Genomic DNA, 25,541 nt, shown 5'->3' on the forward strand with positions numbered 1-25,541 from the left:
GCCCTGATCGCGCAGCAGCCGCGCCACATGCATCAGGTTCCAGGTCATGATGGTCGTGTTGCGCTGTGTGAATTCGTTCTGCGCGCCGGCATGGCCCCCGTCCGGCAACGCATCACCATAAGACGCACCCGGCCCGGCCTCGCCGATCCAGCCGCAATCGGCCTGTGGCGGGATCGTATAACCCAGATGGTTCAACGCGAACCCCACCGACATCGCGACATGCTTGATGCCGTCCTCATTGCCGGTGACGACGGTTCCGCCAACCTTGCCGTAAAAGATCGACTGCCCGCAGTCGTTCAGCTTGGCCGACATCGCATAAAGCCGCTCGATCAGCACGCGGCAGGCACTGCTTTCCTCGCCCAGCCAGATCGGCGTGCCGATCACAAGAATATCCGCCGCCAGAACCTGCGGCCACAGGTCCGGCCAGTCGTCGCGTTCCCAGCCATGTTCGGTCATGTCGGGATAGATCCCGTGGGGAACCCGATGCGACAGCAGGTGAAGATGATCCACCTGCACGCCCTGCTTGCGCATGATCGCCGCCGAAGCGCCCAGCAGCGTTTGCGTATGGCTTTGGCTTGGGTCCAGGGTCAGGGTGGTGTTGATGTAAAGCGCGCGCAGGCCGGTGAAATCGGTCATCTGATCCTCCGTCATCGGATCAATGCCTGAGCGTGGGGATGGGTTCCCTAGCGGCGGGCGCGGGCAACCTCTTGACCGATGATCCGCGCGATCACATCGCAATCATCCGGCGAAAACGTCAGCGACAGGCGCATGTCGATCAGCCCGGCCAGCACGGCATCGGTCTGCGGCAGGGGTGCCGGCGCGGCATAGCGCCAGTGGTCATAGCGCGATGTAAACCCGGCGGGCCGCGCCGCGCCGAACCATTTCAACTGCACCCCGCGCGCCGCGCAGCGGCCAAGCAGATCCTGAACGCGCGCCCCCGGCCAGCCCGGCAGCAGGAACTGGAACGACGATCCCACGAATCCTTCGGCGGTGGGCCGGTCGATCAGCCGCAGCCCCGGCACATTGGCCAGCCCCGCCTGCATACGGGCATACAGAATGTTCCAGCGCGCCCGCCGATCCGCCAACAGCGGCAGTTGCGGGCGCAGGATGGCGGCGCGCAGATTGTCCATCCGGCCCGAAACATTCGGCACATCGCCCAATAGCACGTCAAACGCCGGCGTGGGCGGTGCGGCGACATGCCGGTCGAAAAGCATGTAAGACCCCGACAACAGCACCGCGCGGGCCATCAGATCGGCATCGTCGCTGATCATCAGCCCGCCCTCGCCCGAATTTATATGCTTGTAGGTCTGGGTGGAATAACAGCCGATCACCCCATGCCGCCCGGATGGCACACCGGCCCAGTCCGCCCCCATCGTATGGGCGCAATCCTCGACCACCCGCACACCCGCCGCATCGCAGATCGCCATCAGCGCATCCATGTCGCAGATATGGCCGCGCATGTGCGACAACAGCAAAACCCGCGCCCCGCTGGCCTTGATCTGTGCGCGCAGGTGAACAAGATCTATGGTCAGATCCTCTGTCACACCGACAAGAACCGGATGCGCACCGACACTGGTGATCGCACCGGGCACCGGCGCCAGCGTAAAGGCGTTGGACAAGACCCGGTCGCCCGGCCCCACCCCCAGCGTCCGCAGCGCACAGCCCAGCGCATAGCCGCCCGAGGCCACCGCCAGACAGTATTTCGCCCCGGTCAGGGCCGCGAAGTCCCGCTCCAGCAGGGCCGCCTCGCCTGCCTCTTCCCCTGACAGATTATAACGATGCAGCCGCCCATGCCGCAGCACGGCCAGCGCCGCCGCGATCCCGTCTTCGGGAATCGGTTCGGGCTGGGTAAAGCTTCCGGTAAAACATTCTATCATGCGCATATGATTGGCGGATGGCGGCCAAAGGTCAATCGGGCGGCAGCAACTGCTGCGCCAGATCGTGCAATGCCTGATAATCATGCAACAGCGCCTGCGGTTTCAGCGCCGCAATCCGGTCGCCTTCGGGGCCAAAGGTGACCAGAACGCAAGGCACGCCAGCCGCGCGCGCGGTATCGCGGTCGGTGATCGTATCGCCGATCAGGATCGAGCGCGCCACCACACCGCCCGCCCGTTCGACCGCTGCGACATAGGGCGCGGGATGTGGCTTGCGCTGCGCCAGCGTATCGGCCCCCACCAGCGAGGCGAACATATCCCGCACACCCAGCCGCGACAGCAGCAATTCGGCCAGCCCTTGCGGCTTGTTGGTGCAGATACCCACGGCAAAGCCCGCCTCGCGCAATTGCGCCACCGCATCGGTCGCGCCGGGATAAAGCCGCGTGCGCAGGTCGATTTCCGCGGCATAGGCCGCCAGAAAGGTTGGCACCTGCGTGTCGATATCGGTTTCGGCCCAGGCGGGGTTGACCCGTTGAAAGCCCAGCCGCAGCATGGCCCGCCCGCCTTGAAACGCCACCGCCTTGTCGGCATCGGCATCCAGCGGCGCGCCCAGCCCCATACCGGTGAAACAGCTATTGGCCGCCGCGATCAGATCACCGCTGGTATCGGCCAGTGTTCCATCCAGATCGAAGATCACGCTGCGCATCCGTGATTGTCCCTTTTGCGGCCATTGAAACCTGCCGAAACGCCTTTTGATCGGCACGGCCCTTGCGGCACCGCCATTCCCCGATAAAAGGTGTGGCAACAGATTGAAAGGGCCCGCCATGCCGACCGCACTGATCATTCTTGCCGCAGGACAGGGCACACGGATGAATTCCGACCTGCCCAAGGTGCTGCACAGGGTGGCAGGCGCCCCCCTGCTGGTGCATGCGATGAAATCGGGCGCGGCGCTGGCGCCGGACCATATCGTGGTGGTGACGGGGCATGGGGCCGATGCGGTGGCCGCCGCCGCGCGCGACCATGACCCCGATGTGATCGTGGTGCATCAGGACGAACAGAACGGCACCGCCCATGCGGTTGATCAGGCCCGCGCGGCGCTGGACGGGTTTGGCGGCGATGTGATCGTTCTGTATGGCGACACGCCCTTCATCCGGCCCGAAACGCTGGAAGCGATGGCCGCCGCCCGCGCGGCGCATGATGTGGTGATCCTGGGTTTTCAGGCCGCCGATCCGGCGCGCTATGGCCGGTTGATACTGTCGGGCGAAACGCTGGAACGTATCGTCGAATACAAGGATGCAACCGAGGCTCAGCGCGCGATCACCATCTGCAACAGCGGCGTGGTCATGGCCGATGCCGCCACCCTGTTTTCGCTGATCGGCGCGGTGGGCAACGACAATGCCGCTGGCGAATACTATCTGACCGACATTGTCGGGCTGGCGCGGGCGCGCGGGCTGTCGGCCACCGCCGTGATCTGTGACGAAGCCGAAACCATGGGCGTGAACACCCGCGCCGATCTGGCCGGTGCCGAGGCCGCCTTTCAGGCCCGCGCCCGGGCCGGCGCGCTGGAAGATGGCGTGACCCTGATCGCGCCCGACACCGTGTTCTTTGCCCATGACACCGTGCTGGGCCGCGATGCCGTGATCGAACCCAACGTGTTTTTCGGCCCTGATGTGACGGTGGAATCCGGGGCCACCATCCGCGCCTTTTCGCATCTGGAAGGCTGCCATGTGTCGCGCGGCGCCGTGGTCGGCCCCTTTGCCCGGCTGCGCCCGGGTGCCGAACTGGCCGAAGACGTGCGCGTGGGCAATTTCGTGGAAATCAAGAATGCGATCCTGGATGCCGGGGCCAAGGTCAATCACCTGACCTATATCGGCGATGCCGATATCGGCGCGGGCGCGAATATCGGCGCGGGCACTGTGACCTGCAATTATGACGGCGTGTCGAAACACCGCACCGTGATCGGAGCGCGCGCCTTCATCGGATCGGATACAATGCTGGTGGCCCCGGTCACGGTGGGCGCGGATGCGATGACGGCCTCGGGGTCGGTGATCACGTCGGATGTGCCGGCCGAGGCGCTGGCCGTGGGCCGGGCGCGGCAGGTCAACAAGGACGGGCTGGCCCGCCGGATGTTCGAAATGTTAAAGTCTGCCAAGGCGAAACAGCGGAAAGAGTATTAAACATGTGCGGTATCGTCGGGGTTCTGGGCAGTCACGAAGTCGCCCCCATCATTGTCGAGGCGCTGAAACGGCTGGAATATCGCGGCTATGACAGCGCCGGGATCGCCACCGTCAACGATGGCCATCTGGACCGCCGCCGCGCGGTGGGCAAGCTGGTGAATCTGTCGGATCTGCTGGTGCATGAACCGCTGGCGGGCAAGGCTGGCATCGGCCATACCCGCTGGGCCACGCATGGCGCGCCCTCGGTGCGCAACGCGCATCCGCATCTGTCGGGGCGGGTCGCGGTCGTGCATAACGGCATCATCGAAAATTTCCGCGATCTGCGCGCCGAACTTGCCACACATGGCATCACATCGGAAAGCGAAACCGATACCGAAACCATCGCCCTGCTGGCGCGCCATTTCATGGATCAGGGCATGGCCCCGCGCGATGCGGCCACGGCCACCATCGCCCGGCTGGACGGTGCCTTTGCGCTGTGTTTCCTGTTCGCCGGTGAAGACGATCTGATGATCGCCGCGCGCAAAGGATCGCCGCTGGCCATCGGGCATGGCGACGGCGAGATGTTCGTGGGCTCTGACGCGATCGCGCTGGCGCCGCTGACCGACCGGATCACCTATCTGGAGGAAGGCGACCGCGCCGTGATCACCCGCGCGGGCGTCGATATCTATGATGCGCAGGGCCATCTGGCCAATCGCCCCGTCAAGACGATCGCCATCGACGCCGCCCGTGTCGAAAAGGCCGGGCACAAGCATTTCATGGCCAAGGAAATCGCCGAACAGCCCGCCGTTCTGGGCGATGCCCTGCGTCATTACCTGATGGCCGAGGGCCAGGATATATCCCTGCCCGATGCCCTGGATTTCAGCGCCTGCGACCGTATCACCATGGTGGCCTGCGGCACCGCCTATCTGGCCTGCCTGACCGCCAAATACTGGTTCGAACAGCTGGCGGGCATTCCCGTCGATGTCGATGTGGCGTCGGAATTCCGGTATCGCGAACCGCCGGTTCCGGCCCGCACCATGGCCATTTTCGTCAGCCAGTCCGGCGAAACCGCCGATACGCTGGCCGCGCTGCGCTATGTCACCGGCAAGGCCGATCAGATCGTGGCGGTGGTCAATGTGCCCGAAAGTTCCATCGCGCGCGAAAGCAATGTGGTGCTGCCGATTCTGGCCGGGGTCGAGATCGGCGTTGCCTCGACCAAGGCATTCACCTGTCAACTGACGGTGCTGGCGCTGCTGGCGTTGAAGGCGGCGCAGGCGCGTGGGCGGCTGGACGCGGCCGCCCTGGCCACGCATCTGGGTGCGTTGCAGAACCTGCCCGGCCTGATGAACCTGGCCCTGGGCCAGTCCAAGGATATTCGCGCGGTGGCCCGCAAGCTGGCCGAAGCCCGCGATGTGCTGTTCCTGGGGCGCGGCGCGATGTTCCCGCTGGCGCTGGAAGGCGCGCTGAAACTGAAGGAAATCAGCTATATCCACGCCGAAGGCTATGCGTCGGGCGAATTGAAACACGGGCCGATCGCGCTGGTCGACAAACATGTGCCGGTGGTGGTGATGGCCCCCTTTGACCGGCTGTTCGACAAGACCGTATCGAATATGCAAGAGGTCCTGGCCCGCGGCGGCAAGGTGCTGTTGATCACCGATGCCAAGGGCGCGCAGATCGCCAGCGACGGCGTCTGGAAGACCATCATCCTGCCCGAGGTGGCCGATCTATTCGCCCCGATCCTCTATGCCCTGCCCGCGCAGATGCTGGCCTATCACACGGCGGTGGCCAAGGGCACCGATGTCGATCAGCCGCGCAATCTGGCCAAATCGGTAACGGTGGAATAGATGGCCAAACAGTTTCCCGCCCTTCACGATCAGCACCGCGCCTTTATCGAGGCCCAGCATATCTTTTTCACCGGCTCGGCCGCCGCCGATGGCCGGGTCAATGTATCACCCAAGGGCATTGACAGCCTGCGCGTTCTGGGGCCAAACCGGATCGTCTGGCGCAACCTGACCGGCAGCGGCAATGAAACCGCCGGCCATCTGGCGCAGGTGAACCGGATCACGCTGATGTGGTGTTCGTTTACGGCGCAACCGCTGATCTTGCGCTGCTATGGCACCGCGCGGGCGATCCATCCGCGCGATGCGGATTGGGCGGCGCTGGACGGGCTGTTCGCCCCCTCGCCCGGGGCGCGGCAGGTGTTCGATGTGACGGTCGATCTGGTCCAGACATCCTGCGGCTATGCGGTGCCGTTCTTCGAGTTCGCGGGCGAACGTGATGTGCTGGAAAAATGGGCCGAAAACAGGGGGCCCGAGGGCATTACCGCCTATTGGCGCGACAAGAACCAGTCCACGCTGGACGGTGCGCCGACAGGTATTTTCGATGACCTTTGACGAGGCGCTGGCCGCCCTGCGCGACCTTGTCGAACCGGGGCGCGCAACGGGTATGGCCGCTTATCACAAACAAACCCGCCCGGTGCTGGGCATCCCCAACCCGGCGCTGAATGATCTGACACAAGCCTGGCGTCAGGCGCTGACGGTGGATCAGCGCGTGGCGCTGGCGCGCGATCTGTGGGCCAGTGATATATTCGAGGCCCGCATCGCCGCCGCCAAACTGCTGACCCAGGCCCGCACCCGCCCCGATGATGCGGTCTGGGATCTGATCGTTGCCTGGGTGCCCGATTTCGACAGCTGGGCGATTGCCGATCACGCCTGCATGGCCGGGCAGAAACGGCTGATCGCCGATCCGGGCCGCATTGATACGGTCGAAACATGGATCACGTCCGACCATATGTGGACCCGGCGCGCCGCCTTTGTGATCACCCTGCCCTGGACCAAGCAGAACCATCCCACCGCGCAGGATCTGGCGATCCGCGACCGGGTGCTGGGCTGGGCCGCCGCGCGGGCCGACGATCACGCCTGGTTCATCCAGAAAGCCATCGCCTGGTGGCTGCGCGATCTGTCGAAGCACGATGCGCCGCGTGCGCAAACCTTCCTTGAAACCCATGGCGCCCGGCTGAAACCCTTTGCCCGCAAGGAAGCGGGCAAGTATCTGTGACTTGCAGCCCCGCCCCGGCGGCCTTAGGTTCAGCCGATGACACCGCTGATTGATCCCTTTGCCCGCGCGATCACTTACCTGCGCGTTTCGGTCACCGACCGATGCGATTTTCGCTGTGTCTATTGCATGTCGGAAAACATGACCTTCCTGCCCAAGGCCGAACTGCTGTCGCTGGAGGAGCTGGACCGGATGTGTTCGGCCTTCATCGGCCTTGGCGTGCAGAAACTGCGCATCACCGGGGGCGAACCGCTGGTGCGCAAGGGTATCATTACGTTTTTCAACGCGATGTCGCGGCATCTGGACAGCGGCGCGTTGCAAGAGCTGACGCTGACCACCAACGGATCGCAGCTGGAACGCTTTGCGGATGATCTGCATGCGGCGGGCGTGCGGCGGGTGAATGTGTCGCTTGATACGCTGGATCAGGATAAATTTGCACAGATCACCCGCTGGGGCCGGTTGCCGCAGGTGCTGCGCGGCATTGATGCGGCACAGGCCGCAGGGCTGCGGGTCAAGATCAATGCGGTGGCGCTGAAAGGGTTCAACGATTGCGAGCTGTTCACCCTGACCGAATGGTGCGCGTCACGCGATATCGACCTGACCTGGATCGAGGTCATGCCGATGGGCGATATCGGTAATGAAAACCGGCTGGATCAATATTGGGCCCTGTCCGATCTGCGCACCCGTCTGGCCGAGCGTTATACCGTGACCGATCTGGCCGAACGCAGCGGCGGGCCTGCGCGTTATGTCCGGCTGGAAGAGACCGGCCAGAAAATTGGTTTCATCACCCCCCTGACCCATAATTTCTGCGAAAGCTGCAACCGGGTGCGGCTGACCTGCACCGGGCAGCTTTACATGTGCCTGGGCCAGGAAGACATGGCCGATCTGCGCCCTGCCCTGCGCAACCATCCCGACGACGACGCGCCGCTGGTGCAAGCGATCCACGCGGCGATCGCGGCCAAGCCCAAGGGCCATGATTTCGACTATTCCCGCCAGCGCGCCGATGGCCAGATGCCCCGCCACATGAGCCATACCGGCGGCTGATACCCTGATTTTTCTGCGAAAAATCGACTAAACCGGCATCCGCTGTTCGATGATGCCCACCCAATAAGACGCCCCTGCCGGGATCGCGTCATCATTGAAATTATAATCGGGCGTGTGCCAGGCGGCGCTGTCGCCATTGCCGGTAAAGATATAGGCGCCGGGGCGCTCGTTCAGCATATAGGAAAAATCCTCGGCCCCCATCGTGGGGGCGATATCGTCATCCACACTGCCCGCCACCATGCGCGCCACGCTGGCGGCGAATTCCGTCTGGTCGGGCGCGTTCACCGTGGCCGGATAACCGGCGCGATAGCGGATATCGGCCCGCGCGCCAAAGGTCTGGGCGGTGCCGGTCACGATATCCTTCAGCCGGGTTTCAACAAGGGCCTGCACGCCGGCATCCATCGTGCGCACGGTCCCACGCAGGCGGACATTCTGCGGGATGACGTTATGCGCCTCGGTATCGGTGCGGAAGGTGCAGACCGACACCACCACCTGTTTCAGCGGGTCGATATTGCGCGAGGCGATGGATTGCAGTGCGATCACCATATGCGCGGCCACCAGCGTGGTATCGACGCCTTCATGCGGTTTGGCCGCATGGCCGCCACGGCCGGTAACGATGATTTCAAACTCATCCGTTGCCGCCATGATCGGGCCGGGGCGAATGCCGAACTGACCGGCGGGCAGGCCCGGCAGGTTGTGCATGCCGTAAACTTCCTGAATGCCGAACCGCTCCATCAACCCGTCCTGCACCATTTCGCGCCCGCCGCCGCCTCCCTCTTCGGCGGGCTGAAAGATCACCACGGCGGTGCCGTCGAAATTGCGCGTCTCGGCCAGATATTTCGCCGCCCCCAGCAGCATCGCCATATGGCCGTCATGCCCGCAGGCATGCATCTTGCCCGGTGTTTGCGATGCATAATCCACCCCGGTTTGTTCGGCTATCGGCAGGGCGTCCATATCGGCGCGCAGCCCGATCACCCGGCCAGAGCTGTCCGTCTTCCCCCGGATCACGCCCACCACGCCGATGCGGCCGATACCGGTTGCCACCTCGTCACAGCCAAAATCGCCCAGCAAATCGGCCACGCGCGCGGCCGTGCGATGCGTGTCGAACATCAATTCGGGATGAGTGTGAAAATCATGCCGCCAGGCGGTGATTTCATCGTGCATCTGCGCAATGCGATTCTTGACGGGCATGAGGATTCCTTTGGGTCGGTCGGACGGCGGTCGTGCGGTTGCATATCAGCCTGCGGCGCGCCCCGGTGAAAATCAAGCCACAGCCTGCCCCGCATCGCCGTAAAAACACCGCCACAGGCCGCGCGCACCATGCCCCCCCAAATACAAAACGCCCCGCCAAAAGGCAGGGCGAATTGCATCGTCACAGAATAACGATCAACTGATCATCGTCAGCAGCTTGTCCAGGCTGGCCTTGGCATCGCCATAGAACATCCGCGTGTTTTCCTTGTAGAACAGCGGATTTTCGATGCCGGAATAGCCGGTGCCCTGCCCACGCTTGGATACGAACACCTGCTTGGCCTTCCAGCATTCCAGAACCGGCATCCCGGCGATGGGGCTGTTTGGGTCTTCCTGGGCCGCGGGGTTCACGATGTCATTCGACCCGATCACGATGGCCACGTCGGTGCTGGGGAAATCATCGTTGATCTCGTCCATTTCCAGCACGATGTCATAGGGCACCTTGGCCTCGGCCAGCAGCACGTTCATATGGCCGGGCAGACGCCCCGCCACCGGGTGAATGGCGAAGCGCACAGTCTTGCCCTTGGCGCGCAGCCGCTTGGTCAGCTCCGATACCGATTGCTGCGCCTGCGCCACCGCCATGCCGTAACCTGGGATGATGATGATATTGTCGGCCTCGTCCAGGGCTGCGGCCACGCCTTCGGCGTCGATGGCGATCTGTTCGCCCTCGACCTCCATCGCGGGGCCGCTGGTGCCGCCAAAGCCGCCCAGGATCACGCTGATGAAGCTGCGGTTCATCGCCTTGCACATGATATAGGACAGGATCGCACCCGAAGAACCCACCAGCGCGCCGACCACGATCAGCAAGTCATTGCCCAGGCTGAACCCGATCGCCGCCGCCGCCCAGCCCGAATAGCTGTTCAGCATCGACACGACCACCGGCATATCGGCACCGCCGATACCCATGATCAGGTGATAGCCGATGAAGAAGGCCAGCAGCGTCATCGCGATCAGCGACCAAAGACCGGCACCGTTCAGGAACATGATCAGCAGGATCACACTCAGGATCGCAGCGCCCGCATTCAGCATATGCCCGCCGGGCAGCTTGGTCGCCTTTGACGACACCTTGCCCGCCAGTTTGCCAAAGGCCACGACCGACCCGGTAAAGGTGATCGCCCCGATGAACACACCCAGGAACACCTCGACCTTCAGGATCGACTGCTCGACCGCATCCTTATGCGCCAGCAGCGCGGCAAAGCCGTCCAGGGCCTCGCGCTCGACCGGGGTCATGGCCAGAACCCGGCCCAGTTCAAGATAGGCGTTATAGCCCACGAAAACCGCCGCCAGACCGACAAGGCTGTGCATGGCCGCCACCAGTTGCGGCATTTCGGTCATCTGCACGCGCTGCGCGATATAGAAACCGATGATGCCGCCCGCCGCGATCAAAACCGCCGACAGCAGCCAAAGCCCGCTGCCCGGCCCGATCAGGGTGGCCAGAACCGCCAGCGCCATGCCGGCGATGCCATACCAGACGGCCCGCTTGGCACTTTCCTGCCCCGAAAGGCCGCCCAGCGAAAGGATGAACAAAACAGCCGCGATCACATAGGCGGCGATGGTAAAACCGAATTCCATTGCTCTGGCCCCCTCAGGATTTCTGGAACATGGCGAGCATGCGCCGGGTGACAAGGAAGCCGCCGAAGATGTTGATCCCTGCCATGAAGACTGACAACGAGGCCAGCACGATCACCAGGAACGACCCTGATCCGATCTGCATCAGCGCCCCCAGGATGATGATCGACGAAATGGCGTTGGTCACGGCCATCAGCGGCGTGTGCAGCGAATGCGACACGTTCCAGATCACCTGGAAGCCGACAAAGACCGACAGCACGAAGACAATGAAATGCTGCATGAAGCTGGCCGGCGCAATACTGCCGACCGCCAGCAACAACACGGCCCCCACAACCAGCAATGTGACCTGCTGTTTGGTCTGCGCCTTGAAGGCGGCCACTTCTTGGGCGCGCTTTTCCGTAGGCGTCAGTTCCTTGACCTTTTCCTTGGGCTTGGCAGCAATCGCCTTGATCTTGGGCGGCGGCGGCGGGAAGGTGATTTCGCCGCCAAAGGTTACCGTGGCACCGCGGATCACGTCGTCTTCCATGTTGTGAACGATCTGGCCATCCTTGCCCGGGGTCAGATCCGTCATCATGTGGCGGATATTGGTAGCATAAAGCGTGCTGGCCTGCGCCGCCATGCGCGACGGGAAATCGGTATAACCGATGATGGTCACGCCGTTATCGGTGACGATCTTCTGATCGGCCACGGTCAGCTTGCAGTTGCCGCCCTTTTCAGCGGCCAGATCGACGATCACCGAACCGGGCTTCATCGACGCCACCATGTCGGGCGTCCACAGTTCCGGCGCCTCGCGGTTGGGGATCAGCGCGGTGGTGATCACGATATCCATTTCCGGGGCCAGTTCACGGAACTTGGCCATCTGGGCGGCGTGAAATTCCGGGGACGAGACAGAGGCGTAGCCACCCGTCGCGGCACCGTCCTGCTGTTCTTCCTCGAAATCCAGGAACACGAATTGCGCGCCCATCGATTCGACCTGTTCGGCCACTTCGGGGCGCACGTCGAAGGCATAGGTGATCGCGCCCAGGCTGGTCGAGGTGCCGATCGCGGCCAGACCGGCCACACCGGCGCCCACCACCAGAACCTTGGCCGGGGGCACCTTGCCCGCCGCCGTGATCTGGCCGGTGAAGAAACGGCCGAAATTGTTGCCCGCCTCGATCACCGCGCGATACCCGGCGATATTGGCCATCGACGACAGCGCGTCCATCTTTTGCGCGCGCGAAATACGCGGCACCATTTCCATGGCGATGACGTTGGCGCCCTTGGCCTTGGCCGATTCCATGCCTTCGGTATTGGCGGCGGGGTTGAAGAAACTGATCAGCGTCTGGCCTTCGCGCAGGCGTTTCAGCTCGGTCTCGTTGGGCTGGCGCACCTTGACGACGATATCGGCCGACTTCCACAGGGCGGCGGGTGTCTTGATGATCTCGACCCCGGCTGCCTGATAGGCGTCATCGGAAAAACCCGCGCCCGCCCCGGCCCCGGTTTCAATGGCACAGTCATACCCCAGCTTTTGCAGCTGAAGGGCGCTGTCGGGGGTCATGGCAACGCGTGCCTCGCCCTCGTATACTTCCTTCGGTGCCCCGATTTTCACGATATGCTCCCCTTTTCTTGGCCGGTCACGCAGATATGCCGGTCGGAAATTCGTTTCATCCCTAATAGCATTGCGCAAGATTATTTCACAAGCACCGGCGCGACCTTTCTTGACGCCACGTCGCGCCCGTTACAGCCAGCGCCGAACCCGCGCGGCATAGGCTTCGAATGCCGCGCCAAATTCCTGCCGCAGGCGCAGTTCCTCGCCCAAAATAAAACGGCGCTGTATCAACCCCATGAACAGCGGCACCAGCAGCAAACCGATAACCGACTCCCAGCGCAGCGCCAGCCCGCCCAGCAACAACGCATCGCCCAGATAGATCGGATTGCGTGTCAGGCGGAAAATGCCATCGCTGACCAGCGCGCTGGGGCTGCGGCGGGGAATCACCGTGGTGCGGCGGCGCAGAAATTGCGCAACCGCCGCCGCCCCGGTCATGATCCCGGCCCCGATCAGCGCAGCACCCAGCCAGTTCGCCCAGTTGCCAAAGGATAGAACCGGCAGAAATTGCCCCTGCCCCCAGGCCAGCGCGGCAAAGAAGGCCAGCCAGAGCGGCGGCAGATCAATCAGGCGGAACAGATATCGCATGACATCCTGTTTACGCCCGCGCTATCACCGGGCAAAGCCCAATTCGATGCCCCAGCCCGGATCGCCATATGGACAGCGTTTTTGATATCCGCCCGGCCCGGCCATCCGATTGTGCGGCAACCTATGCGGTGTTTCACGCCGCGGTGCATCAGGGGGCGGCTGCCTTTTATGACGCGCGTGAACGCGCCGCCTGGGCTCCTGCCGTCGCGCCGGAAAACTGGGGCGACATGATCTGCGGCGGGCACGGCCTGATTGCCCATCACGGCGACGATGTGCTGGGCTTCATGACGCTGGGCCACGACGGCTTTCTTGATCTTGCCTATGTCGCGCCCGACCAGATGGGAGCCGGCGTGGCGGATGCGCTGTATCTGCGTCAGATCGCCTGGGCGCGCGGCCGCAGGCTGCCGCTGCTGACGACCGAGGCAAGCTGGCTGGCACAGCGGTTCTTTACCCGCCATGGCTGGCAGACGCTGGCCCGCCAAAGCGTGATCCGCAACGGCGTGGCGCTGACCAATTTCCGCATGGCTTTCGCCCTGTGATGCCGGTCAATTGATTCCGTTGGCGCGCTGCACGGCGCGCACGAAGGCCACGATATTGGCGATATCGGCGTCACTGACACCCGCCACGGCGGGCATGTCGCCAAAGCGCCAGTGATGGGCGCGCACACCGTTGCGCGCGGCGCTGACAAAGGCGAAATCGCCATGATGGCCCGGCTCGTATATCTTGTGGATCAACGGCGGGCCCGCCCCCTCACGCCCGGCACCGTTGTCGCCGTGGCAGGCGGCGCATTTGGCGGCAAAGGCCAACTGACCCATACGCGCCTGATCATCCAGAACCGGCAGCGTAACCGTTACCGCCGCGCCGGGACGTGCGGTTTGCGCCACCGCCGCCGGGACGGGCACCGGCGCGGGGCGCAGCACATAGACGATGCCGCCAAGCCCCAGAACCACCACAATCCCCGCGATGATCAAGTTTCGCATTCACGCCTCCAATTTTTCCGGTCAGCAGCCGTCTAAACGTTCCAGCAGGGGGAAGGTCAAGTCATGCCGTCTTGCGCACGGGGGCGTGTTTTGTGCAGGCCCAGGCGCGCACCGCTTCACCGAAGGCCTGGAACAACGGCCGCGACACGGGGTCATTGGCGGCATTATATTCCGGGTGCCACTGCACCGACAGCGTGAAACCGGGCGCATCGCGCACGAAAATCGCCTCGGGTGTGCCGTCGGGGGCGTGGCCATCAATCACGATGCGCGCGCCGGGGGTCTTGATCCCCTGCCCGTGAAGCGTGTTGGTCATGACCTGTGACGCCCCGAGCAGCCGCGCAAAGGGGCCATCGGGCGTAAGGCGCACCATATGGCGCAGGGCGAATTTCTCTTCGACGGTGCCATCGGGCGGCATACGATGGTTCATCCGGCCCGGCAGATCGCGGATTTCGGGATACAGCGTGCCGCCCATCGCCACGTTGACCTCTTGAAAGCCGCGACAGATGCCGAAAAACGGCTGGCCGCGTTCGACCAGCGCCCGGATCAGCGGCAGCGTCAGACCGTCGCGCGCCCGGTCGAAATCGCCATGCGCCGGGGTCGGCTCTTCGCCATATTCCGCAGGGTGAACATTGGGGCGCCCGCCGGTGAACAGGAAACCGTCGCAGGTTTCCATCAGTTCGGGCAAGGACACGAAACGCGGATCGGCCGGCACCAGCAAAGGCAGCGCGCCCGAAACCTCGGACACGGCCTCGATATTCATCATGCCACCGGCCTGCGTCGAATAGGTGTCATTGATCAGGTGGTGGTTCCCGATAATGCCGACGATGGGTCGCGCCATCTGCACCCTCTTGCTTTTGTCTGAACGATACAGACATTGGTGGCAAAGTTGAAGATATCACCCGCGACAAAGCGTCCTTTGCCTGAACCGGCGCACAGTTTCACGGCAGATCGTGGCGCTAGGCCTCGCCCGTCAGCCCTGCCGCCGCCGCGCCGGCCAATCCGGCAACCGCATCATTGTCGGATGTGTCCCCGGTCACGCCGATCGCCCCGATGACGCCACCGCGCGAATCGCGCAGCAGGATGCCGCCCGGCACCGGCACCACCTTGCCACCATAAACGCCATTGGCCGCCTGCATGAAATAGGCCTGTGTTTCGGCCCGCGCCATCTGGGCCTTGCCGCCCATCCCCAGCATCACGCAGCCATAGGCCTTGCCTTGCGCGATCGGAAACCGGCCGGGGCTGGATCCGTCTTCGCGCTCGAAGGCGATCACATGCCCGCCGGCATCCAGAACCACCACCGACAGGGGCTTCAGCCCCATCTCGCGCCCGGTTTCAAACGTCTTGCGAATGATCGTGCGCGCCTTGCGCAATGTCAGAACGGCCATGCTGCACCCCTTTTGTTATTCGTATTAGCTTCCCAGGCTGGCCTTCAATTGCCGCCGCCGGGCATGCAGTACCGGTTCGGTATAGCCCGAAGGCTGTTCGCAACCCTTGAACACCAGATCGCAGGCCGCCTGGAAGGCGATGCCATCGAAATCGGGCGCCATCGGGATATAGGCCGGATCGTCGGCATTCTGCCGGTCCACCACAACCGCCATGCGCCGCAGTCCCGCCATCACCTGTTCGGATGTCACCACCCCGTGATGCAACCAGTTGGCCAGCGCCTGACTGCTGATCCGGCAGGTGGCGCGATCTTCCATCAGGCCGACATCATGAATATCGGGCACCTTCGAACAGCCAACCCCCTGATCGACCCAGCGCACGACATAGCCAAGGATGCCCTGCGCGTTATTGTCGATTTCCTGCCGGATTTCCTGGCTGGTCCAGTTATGGCCGCTCGCCAGGGGGATGGTCAGCAGATCATCCAGCGTGCCGCGCGCGCCGCCCGCCGCAATCTCGTCCTGCCGCGCCATCACATCGACCTGGTGATAATGCGTGGCATGCAACGTGGCCGCCGTCGGGCTGGGCACCCAGGCACAGGTAGCCCCGGCCTGCGGATGCGCGATTTTCGCCTTCAGCATATCGGCCATCAGATCGGGCATGGCCCACATCCCCTTGCCGATCTGCGCCCGTCCCTTCAGCCCGCAGGCCAGCCCGATATCGACATTGCGATCCTCGTATGACGTGATCCAGGGCTGGGTTTTCATCTGCCCCTTGGGCAGCATCGGCCCCGCCTCCATCGAGGTGTGGATCTCATCCCCGGTGCGGTCAAGAAAGCCGGTATTGATGAAAGCCACCCGATGCGTCGCCGCGCGGATACATTCGCGCAGGTTGACGGATGTGCGACGTTCCTCGTCCATGATGCCCAGTTTGACCGTGTATTGCGGCAGGCCCAGCGCCTGTTCGACATGGCTGAACACCCGGTCGGCAAAACCGACCTCGTCCGGGCCGTGCATCTTGGGCTTGACCACATAGACCGATCCGGTTTGCGAATTGCGCGGGCCGACGGTTTTTTGCAGATCATGGATTGCGATCAGGGTGGTGACCATCGCATCCAGAAGACCTTCGAACGCCTCCTGGCCGTGCGCATCCAGAATTGCGGGTGTCGTCATCAGGTGGCCCACATTACGCACCAGCATCAGCGCACGCCCCTTCAGCACCGCGGATGACCCGTCAGCGGCGGTAAAGGCGATGTCATCGTTCAGGCGGCGTGTGAAGGTCTTGCCGCCCTTTTCAACCTGCTCGGCCAGATCACCCCGCATCAGGCCCAGCCAGTTGGCATAGGCCAGCGTCTTGTCCGGCCCATCGACCGCGGCCACGCTGTCTTCGCAATCCATGATCGAAGACAGGGCGGATTCCAGAACCACATCGCTGATCCCAGCGGGGTCATCGCGCCCCACCGGCGTGGCGCGATCAAGTTTAATAATAATATGTAAGCCATTGTTATTAAGTAGTATTACTTCTGGATTGGTTGCATCGCCGACATGGCCGGAAAATTGCCGCGGATCAGCCAGCGCCACCCCCGACAATGCGCCATCCACAACCGCAAGCGCCGCGACCTCGCTCCAGGAGCCGCCAGCCAGCGGCACCGCCTGATCCAGAAAGGCGCGCCCCCAGGCCACGACCCGCGCGCCCCTTGCGGCATCATAGGACCCCGGCCGCGGCAGATCGCCCAGCGCATCGGTGCCGTAAAGCGCGTCATACAGGCTGCCCCAGCGTGCATTGGCGGCATTCAGCGCATAGCGCGCATTGGTGATGGGCACGACCAGTTGTGGCCCGGCAATTGTCGATATTTCAGGGTCGGTCGGACCGGTTGCGATGGTGAAATCCGGCCCCTCGGGCAGCAGATAGCCGATATCGCGCAGATGGGCCTGATAGGCCACCGGATCGTGCGGCTGCCCGGCGCGCTTTATGTGCCAGTTGTCAATCTGCTGCTGCAAGGCCTCGCGCTGCTGCAAAAGGGCATGATTTTCAGCGGTAAATCGGTCGAAAAGCTCTGCCAGCGCAGACCAGAACCGATCCGGCGTGATGCCGGTGCCGGGCAAGGCCCGGTCATTGATGAAATGATACAGGATATCGGCAACCTGCAAGCCTTCGACCGCGATCCTGTCTGACATAGGTTTTCCCGCATCTGTTCCGCATGTTGCGGGCAGACTAGCCCTCTGCCCGGTTGATCACAAGCGCAGGGCGCAGCATGACACTTGACCTTTCGGCGCAGCGGGATAATACTTAGGCGTATGGCTAAGTATGATACATCCCTCGACCAGATTTTCACCGCGCTGGGTGATCCGACGCGGCGCGCGATCCTGACCAGACTTGCCGCAGGACCCGCCAGCGTATCGGACCTGGCCGGCCCGTTCGACATGGCGCTGCCCTCTTTCATGGGGCATCTGGCCAAACTGGAAGCCGCCGGCCTGATCGAAACCGAAAAGACCGGGCGCGTGCGGTCCTGCATGCTGAACCCGGCCGCCTTCGCCCCCGTGCGCACATGGCTCGACGAACAGCGCGACATCTGGGACGCGCGGCTTGACCGATTCGACGATTACGTGACCAACCTGATGAAGGAGCACCGCAATGGACCTCGATCCCAAGACTGACCTCAGTTTCACCCGCAATCTGGCCGTGCCGCGCAGCCTGGTCTGGGAATGCTGGACACAGCCCGAACATATCCCGCATTTCTTCGTGCCGCGCCCGCACAAGGTGACAGCCGTCGATATCGACCTGCGCGTCGGCGGCCGGTTCAACACGACCTTTGATGTGGACGGCAACGAGATGGCGAATAACGGCGTCTATCTGGAAGTGATCCCGCATGAAAAGCTTGTCTTTACAGATACCTATACCGAAGGCTGGAAACCCGCGCCCGAGCCCTTCATGACCGCGATCCTGCTGTTGTCCGTCACGCCCGACGGCGGCACCGAATACACCGCCATCGCGCGCCATCGCAGCCCCGACACCCGCAAGGCGCATGAGGATATGGGCTTTTACGACGGCTGGGGCACTGTCGTTACGCAACTTGAAGATTACGCAAAGGGGCTGATGAAATGAGCACGGACAGCCCCGAGCGCACCCTGATTCTGGAGCGTCTGATCGACGCGCCCCCCGCCGCCGTCTGGCGCGCCTGGACCGATCCCGACCACTTGCCGCGCTGGTGGGGGCCCGATGGCTATCACTGCGAGACCGAAGAAATCGACCTGCGTCAGGGCGGGCGCTGGCGTTTCACCATGGTGGGGGATGGTCAGCGATTTCCCAACCTGCATGAGTTCATCGAGATGGTGCCGCAGCAGCGCATCGCCTATCGGCTGTTGGGGTTTGACGACATGCGCCATCACGCTGATGTAGTCGTGACCTTTGCGCCAGAACAGGACGGCACACGGGTGACGCTGCGCATGACGCTGATCGACATGACCCGCGCGGACGCGATAAAATTCGGCGCCGAGGAAAAGGGCTATGAGACCTTGGCGAAACTGGAAGCAGCGGCGCGCGCGCTTTAGCCGCCTGCGCCACTGCCCCGCGCCCCTGTCACGTTCAGTCGGTCGGATCCGGCTGCGGCGCATTCACCGGCGGCGTCGGCGTGATCGTTTCGGTAGGCGCGGGCGTCGTTTCGGGCTGATCGGTGATCTCGCCCGTCCGACCGTCGATCTGCGCACCGTTCTGCGGCGTGTTGCCTTTGCCCGCGACATCGAAGACCATCCAATAAAGAATGATCCCCACCCCGAACAGCACGACAATGATCATGCCGATCAACGGCCAGCGATGCCGTCTGCTCTGTGTTTCCGTATTGGTTCTGGGGGCCGACATGTGGCTGTCCTCCGATTGTTTGCCTTTTGGTTGATGCCCGTCCGGCAACTGATTAACGTCTGCGATGCAACTTCGTTCCATTTCCGGGAAGATGATGACCGCAGAACCTATCCTCCTGTCCGATTACGCCCCGCCCGTCTGGCTGGTCGATCAGGTGTCGCTGACCTTTCGCCTGTCGCCGGGCGCCACCCGGGTTCTGTCCGAAATCAGCTTTCGCCCCAACCCGGACCGCGCCCCCGGTGCGTTCCGGCTGGATGGCGAGGGGCTGCGCCTGATCGCGGCGGCGATCGACGGGGCGGCCGTATCACCGGTGATTGACGCCTCGGGGCTGCGTTGCGACGTGCCTGATCGTCCCTTCGTCTGGACCGCCGAAGTCGAGATCGCTCCAGAGAAAAACACAGCACTGGAAGGGCTTTACATGTCGAACCACATGTATTGCACCCAGTGTGAGGCCGAAGGGTTCCGCAAGATCACCTTTTACCCCGACCGCCCCGATGTGATGGCGCCTTTTGCCGTGCGTATCGAAAGCGATCTGCCGGTATTGCTGTCAAACGGCAACCCGGTGGCGGCGGGCGATGGCTGGGCCGAGTGGCACGACCCCTGGCCCAAACCGGCCTATCTGTTCGCGCTGGTCGCGGGTGATCTGGTGGCGGTTTCTGACGATTTTACAACGGCTTCCGGCAAACAAGTGAAGCTGAACATCTGGGTGCGCCCCGGCGATCAGGATAAATGCGACTATGCGCTGGACGCGCTGAAACGGTCCATGAAATGGGATGAGGACAGCTATGGCCGCGAATATGATCTGGACGTGTTCAACATCGTCGCGGTCGATGATTTCAACATGGGCGCGATGGAGAACAAGGGGCTGAACATCTTCAACTCCAAATACGTTCTGGCCAGCCCGCAGACCGCCACCGACGATGATTTCGCCCGGATCGAGGCGATCATCGCCCATGAATATTTCCACAACTGGACCGGCAACCGTATCACCTGCCGCGACTGGTTCCAGCTGTGCCTGAAAGAAGGGCTGACCGTGTTCCGCGATCAGCAGTTTTCCGGCGATATGCGGTCCCATGCCGTCAAGCGGATCGAAGACGTGCTGATGCTGCGCGCGCGCCAGTTCCGCGAAGATAACGGCCCGCTGGCCCATCCTGTGCGCCCCGAGGCTTATGTCGAGATCAACAATTTCTATACCGCCACCGTCTATGAAAAGGGCGCCGAGGTCATCGGCATGCTGAAACGGCTGGTGGGCGATGATGGCTACAAGGCCGCGCTGGATCTGTATTTCACCCGCCACGACGGAGATGCCGCCACGATCGAGGATTGGCTGACGGTGTTTCAGGATGCCACCGGGCGCGATCTGACCCAGTTCAAGCGGTGGTATTCCCAGGCCGGAACCCCGCGCCTGACAGTGACAGACGACTTCAGCAATGGCCGCTATACCCTTTCGTTTGAACAGAAAACACCGAAGACGCCCGGTCAGGACGACAAACTGCCACAGGTCATTCCTATCGCGGTGGGCCTGCTTAATCCAAACGGGGATGAGATCGTGCCGACAACGGTTCTGGAAATGACCGAGGCCCGGCAAAGTTTCACCTTTGACGGGCTGGCGGCGCGCCCGGTGCCCTCGATCCTGCGCGGTTTTTCCGCGCCGGTGATCGTGCAACGCGACAGCACGGCGCAGGAACGCGCCTTTCTGCTGGCCCATGACACCGATCCTTTCAACAAATGGGAGGCCGGCCGCGCGCTGGCCAAGGACGTGCTGATCCGCATGATCAGCGAAGGCGCCGCACCATCGGCCGGCCTGCTGGATGCGCTGCACCGTGTGGCAGGGGATGACAGCCTTGATCCGGCGTTTCGCGCGCTGGTGCTGCGCCTGCCGTCCGAAGATGACATGGCGCAATCACTGGTCGACAGCGGCCTAACCCCCGATCCAGGGACGATCCACGCGACAACGCGCATGCTGAAAACGGCGATTGCCCGGCACCTGTCAGACCTGTTGCCGCGTCTCTATGCCGATATGGCCTGCCCGGGCCCCTATCGCCCCGATGCGGGTGATGCCGGGCGGCGGGCATTGCGACACTCGGCGCTGGCCTATCTGTCGCGGCTGGATGCTGGCGCGCAGGCCACGGCGCAATATGCAGCGGCCGACAACATGACCGATCAACTGGGCGCCTTTGCCTGCCTGCTGGAGATTGGCGCGGGCGCGGCCGAAACGCGCGCCTTTTATGACCAATGGGCCGATGACCGGCTGGTGCTGGACAAATGGTTCGCGCTGCAGGCAGGGCTGGCCGCGCCCGAGCGCGCGGCATCCACTGTCAAGACCCTCGCAAAACACCCTGATTTCGATTGGAAAAATCCAAACCGCTTCCGTTCTCTGATCGGCGCGTTTGCGACCAATGCTGCGGGTTTCCACACCCCAGACGGGGCTGGATACGATCTGGTCGCCGACTGGCTGATCCGGCTGGATGGCGTGAACCCGCAAACCGCGGCGCGCATGTCAACGGCATTTGAAACCTGGCCCCGCTATGATGCTGATCGCCAGGATATGATGCGTGCCGCCCTGTCACGGATCCGCGCTCATCCCGGATTAAGCCGCGATCTGGGCGAGATGGCGGACCGGCTGATGGGGGCCTGAAAACCGGCAATAAATCGCCTGCACGTTGCGCGATGTCATTTGCCAAGCGCCATATCCGGGATATGTCTCACATTGTCACAATTATTTTGCAGCACTATGGTGACAAGGATCATGCAGGACAGAATCGACCCCCTGATCGAAGAGCGCGCGCCCTGGCTGTTTGCCAAACATCCATGGTCCGCACCGTCCCGCCGTGTTCTGACCCGGCTGCTGGGCTATCCACGCACCGTCGCCCTGGGCGAGGCGCTGAAAGATCACCCCTATCCGGTCATCATGGATGAAATGGCGCGGCTTCTGGCGCAGGATGTGCAGATCACCGGGCTGGACAACATCCCGCGGTCCGGCCCGGCGCTGATCGTGGCCAACCACCCCACCGGCATTGCCGATGGAATCATGCTGTGGTCGGCCTTGTCGCCGGTTCGTCCCGATCTGTTCTATTATGCCAACCGCGATATCCTGCGCGTTCTGCCGCAGATGGACCGGATGATCGCCCCCGTGGAATGGCGCGAGGAAAAGCGCAGCCATGGCAAGACCCGTGAAACCATGGCCTTTACCCGTTCCGCGATCGACGCCGGCCGCGTGGGCGTGATCTTTCCATCGGGCCGTTTGGCCAAGCGCAGCGGATTGCGACTGCGGGAACGGCCATGGATGGCCTCGGCGGCGATGATCGCGCGCAAGTTCGATGTGCCGGTGATCCCGATCAACATACGGGCGCGCAATTCGGTGCTGTTCTATCTGTTCGACCTGATCCACCCGACATTGCGCGACATCACCCTTTTTCACGAGACGCTGAACAAGGCCAGCCAGCCCTATCGGATGACGGTTGGCGCACCGATATCGGCATCTGCGCTGCCGGTGCGCTCTGAACAGGGCATAGAAATGCTGCGCGCCCAGACGCTGGCCCTTGGCGGGCGGTATGCGCCCGAGGTTTCACTGGTGGACAGTACGCGCCGTCCAAGCTGGGCGCGGTCGGTTCTGCAAGGTTAGGGGCGTTCAGCCGTCCTGTGCCTCGTCGATCCAGACCTTGAAACCAACCAGGCTGTTCATGCCAAAGCTGTGGGTCAGCGGCACATCCGTGGCGTCGCAACCGCGCGCGATCAGCACCCGCCCGATCCGTGGCTTGTTGTTGCGCGGATCGAAAGCCCACCACTGACCACCCAGATAGACCTCCATCCAGGCGGCGAAATCCATCGGCGCATAGGGCGGTGGCTCTCCGATATCGCTGATATAACCGGTGCAATAGCGCGCCGGAATGTTCAGGCACCGGCACAGCGTGATCGCCAGGTGGGTAAAATCCCGGCACACCCCGCGCCCTTCGTTATAGGCCTCGGCCGCCGTCCGGGTCGGGCGTGAAAATTCATAGCCGAACTGAATGTGCCGGTTCACGAAATCGCAAATCGCCTGCACCCGCCCCCAGCCGGGCGCCATCGCGCCAAACAGGCTCCAGGCGGTATCAGACAGCAGATCGGTTTCGCAATAGCGGCTGCCCAACAGATATCGCAACACCTCTGGCGGCAGATCCTGCACAGGATGTTCCACCACGTCGGGCTGCACCGGATCGCGCTGGCCGTCATCATGGATGATCCCGTCAGTGCCAAGGGTAAACAACCCCTGCGGCGCCGTCAGCCGGTGGCACCAGTTGCCAAAGGCATCATGATACCCGGTGACCGGCACCGATGGTGTGGTCATCAGCCTGTCGGGCCGTTCCAGATCTTCGACGCGGGAATGATGCGCGCTCAGCATCACGATCATCGGTGTGACCTGTGGCAGGTCATAGGTAATCTCGCAGCCAATATGCAGACGCAACGGCCAGCTCCTTTGTGAAACAGTTACTGCTTGTCTCACCTTAACTGCCGGGCGCCAGATTGGTTGCATGGGCAATCGGGGCGAAGCCCGAAAACCTTACGAAGCCTTGCCCTCGGCGCGGCAATAGCTTTGCGATGCCGTCCATCGCGCCATGTCGGCGCGTTTTTCAGCATTGCGCATAGGGGCCCAGTCGGCCGCTACACCGCGCCCGCCCGCCGCCACGACCCCATCGCGGCCAACCGTGTGGGCGGCGATACGAATGGCGCAGGCCAGATTGGCCGATCCATCCTTGAGCGCATCGCCCGTTTGCGCCGAACAGCCATAGCCGCGTGCCGTGGCAGGGGCGATCTGCACCAGACCGAACCAGCGCCCGCCGCCCCCGACCGCCGCCGGGTTCCAGGTGCTTTCATGCTTGGCCAGCGCCGAAAACAGCCCCGCCCAGAAGGCCGCGCGCCGGGTCTGGTCGCCCTGTGCATAGCCCGGACAAAACACCGCGATATCCTTGGGTATGGTCTGGGTCAGGCCGCCACCATGGGTCTGCACGGCCGCCATGGCCGCCAATGTCCAGCCCCGCGCCTGATCATCTGGGCGATGGTCGTCCCAATGCATCGCGGGCAGGCTCAGGTTCCGGCTGGAAATCTCGGCCTCATTGTCATGCCCGGCACATCCGGCCAAAGCCAATCCAATAATCCCCAGACAGATCAAACGCTTCATGCACCCATGCGCCTTGCTGTTTCAGCCCCCGGCAGAATTGCCGCAAAACCATGGCCACGCAACTCCCCGCTTTCAAACCGGCGGAACACCGCCGCCCCTTGCCCCGTCGGGGCACCTGCCCTAAAACCGCAGGCGACCCCTGACAGGACGCCCATGATGCTGGATCTTACCTTTACCACCCCCGAACCCAAAGTCATCGCAGGGGCAAAACATGACTGGGAACTCGTGATCGGGCTGGAGGTTCACGCCCAGATCGCCAGCCGCGCCAAGCTGTTTTCCGGCGCCTCGACCACCTTCGGGGCCGAACCCAATTCCAATGTCGCCTTTGTCGATGCCGCGATGCCGGGAATGCTGCCGGTCATCAACGAATTCTGCGTCGAACAGGCGGTGCGCACCGGGCTGGGGCTGAAGGCGCAGATCAACCTGACCTCGGCCTTTGACCGCAAGAACTATTTCTATCCCGATCTGCCGCAGGGCTATCAGATCAGCCAGCTTTACCACCCGATCGTCGGTGAGGGCGAGATCATCGTCGATATGGCCCCGGGCATTGCCCGCCGCGTGCGCATCGAACGCATTCATCTGGAACAGGATGCCGGCAAGTCGATCCATGACATGGACCCGAACATGAGCTTCGTCGACCTGAACCGCACCGGCGTCGCGCTGATGGAAATCGTCAGCCGGCCCGATCTGCGCGGCCCGGACGAGGCGGCCGCCTATGTCGTCAAGCTGCGCCAGATCCTGCGCTATCTGGGCACCTGCGACGGCAACATGCAGAACGGCAACTTGCGCGCTGACGTGAACGTCTCGGTCTGCCAGCCCGGGCAGTATGAGAAATACCAGGCGACCCAGGATTTCAGCCATCTCGGCACCCGCTGCGAGATCAAGAACATGAACTCGCTGCGCTTCATCCAGGCCGCCATCGACTATGAGGCCCGCCGCCAGATCGCCATCCTCGAGGATGGCGGCGCCATCGTGCAGGAAACACGGCTCTACGACCCCGACAAGGGCGAGACCCGTTCCATGCGGTCCAAGGAAGAGGCGCATGAC

Annotated in this window: 26 protein-coding genes; 12 read left to right on the plus strand and 14 right to left on the minus strand. The window is 63.1% G+C overall.

The window, feature by feature from the left end:
• The 3 genes from ACTCHC_RS06540 to ACTCHC_RS06550 form a co-directional block, all read right to left on the minus strand.
• Positions 1 to 636, minus strand: a 636-nt coding sequence (locus tag ACTCHC_RS06540) for a flavodoxin family protein (RefSeq protein WP_463021674.1), incomplete at its 3' end; no start/stop codon positions are given.
• Positions 637 to 683: 47 nt separating this feature from the next.
• Positions 684 to 1,877: a DegT/DnrJ/EryC1/StrS family aminotransferase gene (locus ACTCHC_RS06545; RefSeq protein WP_463021699.1), complete on the minus strand. Its 1,194-nt coding sequence runs from the start codon at positions 1,875 to 1,877 to the stop codon at positions 684 to 686.
• Between the two features lie 31 nt (positions 1,878 to 1,908).
• Complete coding sequence (locus ACTCHC_RS06550) at positions 1,909 to 2,580, minus strand: HAD-IA family hydrolase (protein WP_463021675.1); 672 nt, start codon at positions 2,578 to 2,580, stop codon at positions 1,909 to 1,911.
• A gap of 118 nt (positions 2,581 to 2,698) precedes the next feature.
• Between ACTCHC_RS06550 and glmU the strand changes: the two genes are divergently transcribed.
• From glmU to moaA, 5 genes are read left to right on the plus strand one after another with little or no spacing between them, the layout of a single operon-like run.
• Entirely contained in the window at positions 2,699 to 4,051 is a 1,353-nt protein-coding gene (glmU, locus tag ACTCHC_RS06555) for a bifunctional UDP-N-acetylglucosamine diphosphorylase/glucosamine-1-phosphate N-acetyltransferase GlmU (RefSeq protein WP_463021676.1), read from the plus strand.
• A gap of 2 nt (positions 4,052 to 4,053) precedes the next feature.
• Positions 4,054 to 5,874 carry a glutamine--fructose-6-phosphate transaminase (isomerizing) gene (glmS, locus tag ACTCHC_RS06560; protein ID WP_463021677.1) on the plus strand — a complete coding sequence of 607 codons (1,821 nt, stop codon included), beginning with the start codon at positions 4,054 to 4,056 and terminating at the stop codon, positions 5,872 to 5,874.
• Positions 5,875 to 6,423, plus strand: coding sequence for a pyridoxamine 5'-phosphate oxidase family protein (locus ACTCHC_RS06565; protein WP_463021678.1), 549 nt, complete (start codon positions 5,875 to 5,877; stop codon positions 6,421 to 6,423).
• A complete protein-coding gene (locus ACTCHC_RS06570) occupies positions 6,413 to 7,087 on the plus strand; it encodes a DNA alkylation repair protein (RefSeq protein WP_463021679.1) in 675 nt (224 codons plus the stop codon). Before ACTCHC_RS06565 ends, ACTCHC_RS06570 begins: the two co-directional genes overlap by 11 nt.
• Positions 7,088 to 7,123: 36 nt before the next feature.
• On the plus strand, positions 7,124 to 8,128 hold the full coding sequence (gene moaA / locus ACTCHC_RS06575; RefSeq protein WP_463021680.1) for a GTP 3',8-cyclase MoaA: 1,005 nt from the start codon (positions 7,124 to 7,126) through the stop codon (positions 8,126 to 8,128).
• 27 nt (positions 8,129 to 8,155) lie between these two features.
• Here moaA and ACTCHC_RS06580 read toward each other — a convergent pair whose 3' ends face one another.
• From ACTCHC_RS06580 to ACTCHC_RS06595, 4 genes are all read right to left on the minus strand, one after another.
• Complete coding sequence (locus tag ACTCHC_RS06580) at positions 8,156 to 9,319, minus strand: M20 aminoacylase family protein (RefSeq protein ID WP_463021681.1); 1,164 nt, start codon at positions 9,317 to 9,319, stop codon at positions 8,156 to 8,158.
• 195 nt (positions 9,320 to 9,514) lie between these two features.
• Entirely contained in the window at positions 9,515 to 10,948 is a 1,434-nt protein-coding gene (locus tag ACTCHC_RS06585) for an NAD(P)(+) transhydrogenase (Re/Si-specific) subunit beta (protein WP_463021682.1), read from the minus strand.
• Between the two features lie 13 nt (positions 10,949 to 10,961).
• The gene (locus ACTCHC_RS06590) at positions 10,962 to 12,533 is read right to left on the minus strand and encodes a Re/Si-specific NAD(P)(+) transhydrogenase subunit alpha (RefSeq protein WP_463021683.1); all 1,572 of its coding nucleotides are present in this window, start codon (positions 12,531 to 12,533) and stop codon (positions 10,962 to 10,964) included.
• A 129-nt stretch (positions 12,534 to 12,662) separates the two neighbouring features.
• On the minus strand, positions 12,663 to 13,118 hold the full coding sequence (locus tag ACTCHC_RS06595; protein WP_463021684.1) for a methyltransferase family protein: 456 nt from the start codon (positions 13,116 to 13,118) through the stop codon (positions 12,663 to 12,665).
• A gap of 68 nt (positions 13,119 to 13,186) precedes the next feature.
• Between ACTCHC_RS06595 and ACTCHC_RS06600 the strand changes: the two genes are divergently transcribed.
• The gene (locus ACTCHC_RS06600) at positions 13,187 to 13,657 is read left to right on the plus strand and encodes a GNAT family N-acetyltransferase (RefSeq protein WP_463021685.1); all 471 of its coding nucleotides are present in this window, start codon (positions 13,187 to 13,189) and stop codon (positions 13,655 to 13,657) included.
• Between the two features lie 6 nt (positions 13,658 to 13,663).
• Here the strand turns inward: ACTCHC_RS06600 and ACTCHC_RS06605 are convergent, their stop codons facing one another.
• The 4 genes from ACTCHC_RS06605 to ACTCHC_RS06620 form a co-directional block, all read right to left on the minus strand.
• Positions 13,664 to 14,098, minus strand: coding sequence for a c-type cytochrome (locus ACTCHC_RS06605; RefSeq protein ID WP_463021686.1), 435 nt, complete (start codon positions 14,096 to 14,098; stop codon positions 13,664 to 13,666).
• Between the two features lie 61 nt (positions 14,099 to 14,159).
• Positions 14,160 to 14,936: a gamma-glutamyl-gamma-aminobutyrate hydrolase family protein gene (locus ACTCHC_RS06610; protein WP_463021687.1), complete on the minus strand. Its 777-nt coding sequence runs from the start codon at positions 14,934 to 14,936 to the stop codon at positions 14,160 to 14,162.
• A gap of 118 nt (positions 14,937 to 15,054) precedes the next feature.
• A complete protein-coding gene (locus ACTCHC_RS06615) occupies positions 15,055 to 15,483 on the minus strand; it encodes a GlcG/HbpS family heme-binding protein (protein ID WP_463021688.1) in 429 nt (142 codons plus the stop codon).
• A gap of 24 nt (positions 15,484 to 15,507) precedes the next feature.
• Positions 15,508 to 17,655 carry a malate synthase G gene (locus ACTCHC_RS06620; protein ID WP_463021689.1) on the minus strand — a complete coding sequence of 716 codons (2,148 nt, stop codon included), beginning with the start codon at positions 17,653 to 17,655 and terminating at the stop codon, positions 15,508 to 15,510.
• Positions 17,656 to 17,775: 120 nt separating this feature from the next.
• Between ACTCHC_RS06620 and ACTCHC_RS06625 the strand changes: the two genes are divergently transcribed.
• Genes ACTCHC_RS06625 through ACTCHC_RS06635 form a run of 3 tightly spaced genes read left to right on the plus strand, consistent with a single transcriptional unit; the run spans position 17,776 to position 19,029 of the window.
• Positions 17,776 to 18,135 carry an ArsR/SmtB family transcription factor gene (locus tag ACTCHC_RS06625; protein ID WP_463021690.1) on the plus strand — a complete coding sequence of 120 codons (360 nt, stop codon included), beginning with the start codon at positions 17,776 to 17,778 and terminating at the stop codon, positions 18,133 to 18,135.
• Positions 18,113 to 18,583 carry an SRPBCC family protein gene (locus ACTCHC_RS06630; RefSeq protein ID WP_463021691.1) on the plus strand — a complete coding sequence of 157 codons (471 nt, stop codon included), beginning with the start codon at positions 18,113 to 18,115 and terminating at the stop codon, positions 18,581 to 18,583. Before ACTCHC_RS06625 ends, ACTCHC_RS06630 begins: the two co-directional genes overlap by 23 nt.
• Complete coding sequence (locus ACTCHC_RS06635; RefSeq protein WP_463021692.1) at positions 18,580 to 19,029, plus strand: SRPBCC domain-containing protein; 450 nt, start codon at positions 18,580 to 18,582, stop codon at positions 19,027 to 19,029. The genes ACTCHC_RS06630 and ACTCHC_RS06635 overlap by 4 nt, the downstream gene beginning before the upstream one ends.
• Positions 19,030 to 19,063: 34 nt before the next feature.
• Here ACTCHC_RS06635 and ACTCHC_RS06640 read toward each other — a convergent pair whose 3' ends face one another.
• Complete coding sequence (locus ACTCHC_RS06640) at positions 19,064 to 19,336, minus strand: hypothetical protein (RefSeq protein ID WP_463021693.1); 273 nt, start codon at positions 19,334 to 19,336, stop codon at positions 19,064 to 19,066.
• A 94-nt stretch (positions 19,337 to 19,430) separates the two neighbouring features.
• On the opposite strand from ACTCHC_RS06640, the gene pepN reads away from it, so the two are divergent.
• Both pepN and ACTCHC_RS06650 read left to right on the plus strand, forming a co-directional pair.
• Complete coding sequence (pepN, locus tag ACTCHC_RS06645; RefSeq protein ID WP_463021694.1) at positions 19,431 to 21,974, plus strand: aminopeptidase N; 2,544 nt, start codon at positions 19,431 to 19,433, stop codon at positions 21,972 to 21,974.
• A 111-nt stretch (positions 21,975 to 22,085) separates the two neighbouring features.
• Positions 22,086 to 22,961, plus strand: coding sequence for a 1-acyl-sn-glycerol-3-phosphate acyltransferase (locus tag ACTCHC_RS06650; RefSeq protein ID WP_463021695.1), 876 nt, complete (start codon positions 22,086 to 22,088; stop codon positions 22,959 to 22,961).
• Between the two features lie 6 nt (positions 22,962 to 22,967).
• Here ACTCHC_RS06650 and ACTCHC_RS06655 read toward each other — a convergent pair whose 3' ends face one another.
• Both ACTCHC_RS06655 and ACTCHC_RS06660 read right to left on the minus strand, forming a co-directional pair.
• Complete coding sequence (locus ACTCHC_RS06655; RefSeq protein WP_463021696.1) at positions 22,968 to 23,780, minus strand: transglutaminase-like domain-containing protein; 813 nt, start codon at positions 23,778 to 23,780, stop codon at positions 22,968 to 22,970.
• A 96-nt stretch (positions 23,781 to 23,876) separates the two neighbouring features.
• Entirely contained in the window at positions 23,877 to 24,494 is a 618-nt protein-coding gene (locus ACTCHC_RS06660; RefSeq protein ID WP_463021697.1) for a transglycosylase SLT domain-containing protein, read from the minus strand.
• Between the two features lie 156 nt (positions 24,495 to 24,650).
• Here ACTCHC_RS06660 and gatB point away from each other — a divergent pair.
• Positions 24,651 to 25,541, plus strand: an 891-nt coding sequence (gatB, locus tag ACTCHC_RS06665) for an Asp-tRNA(Asn)/Glu-tRNA(Gln) amidotransferase subunit GatB (protein ID WP_463021698.1), incomplete at its 3' end; no start/stop codon positions are given.

The organism is Actibacterium sp. (assembly GCF_055134745.1).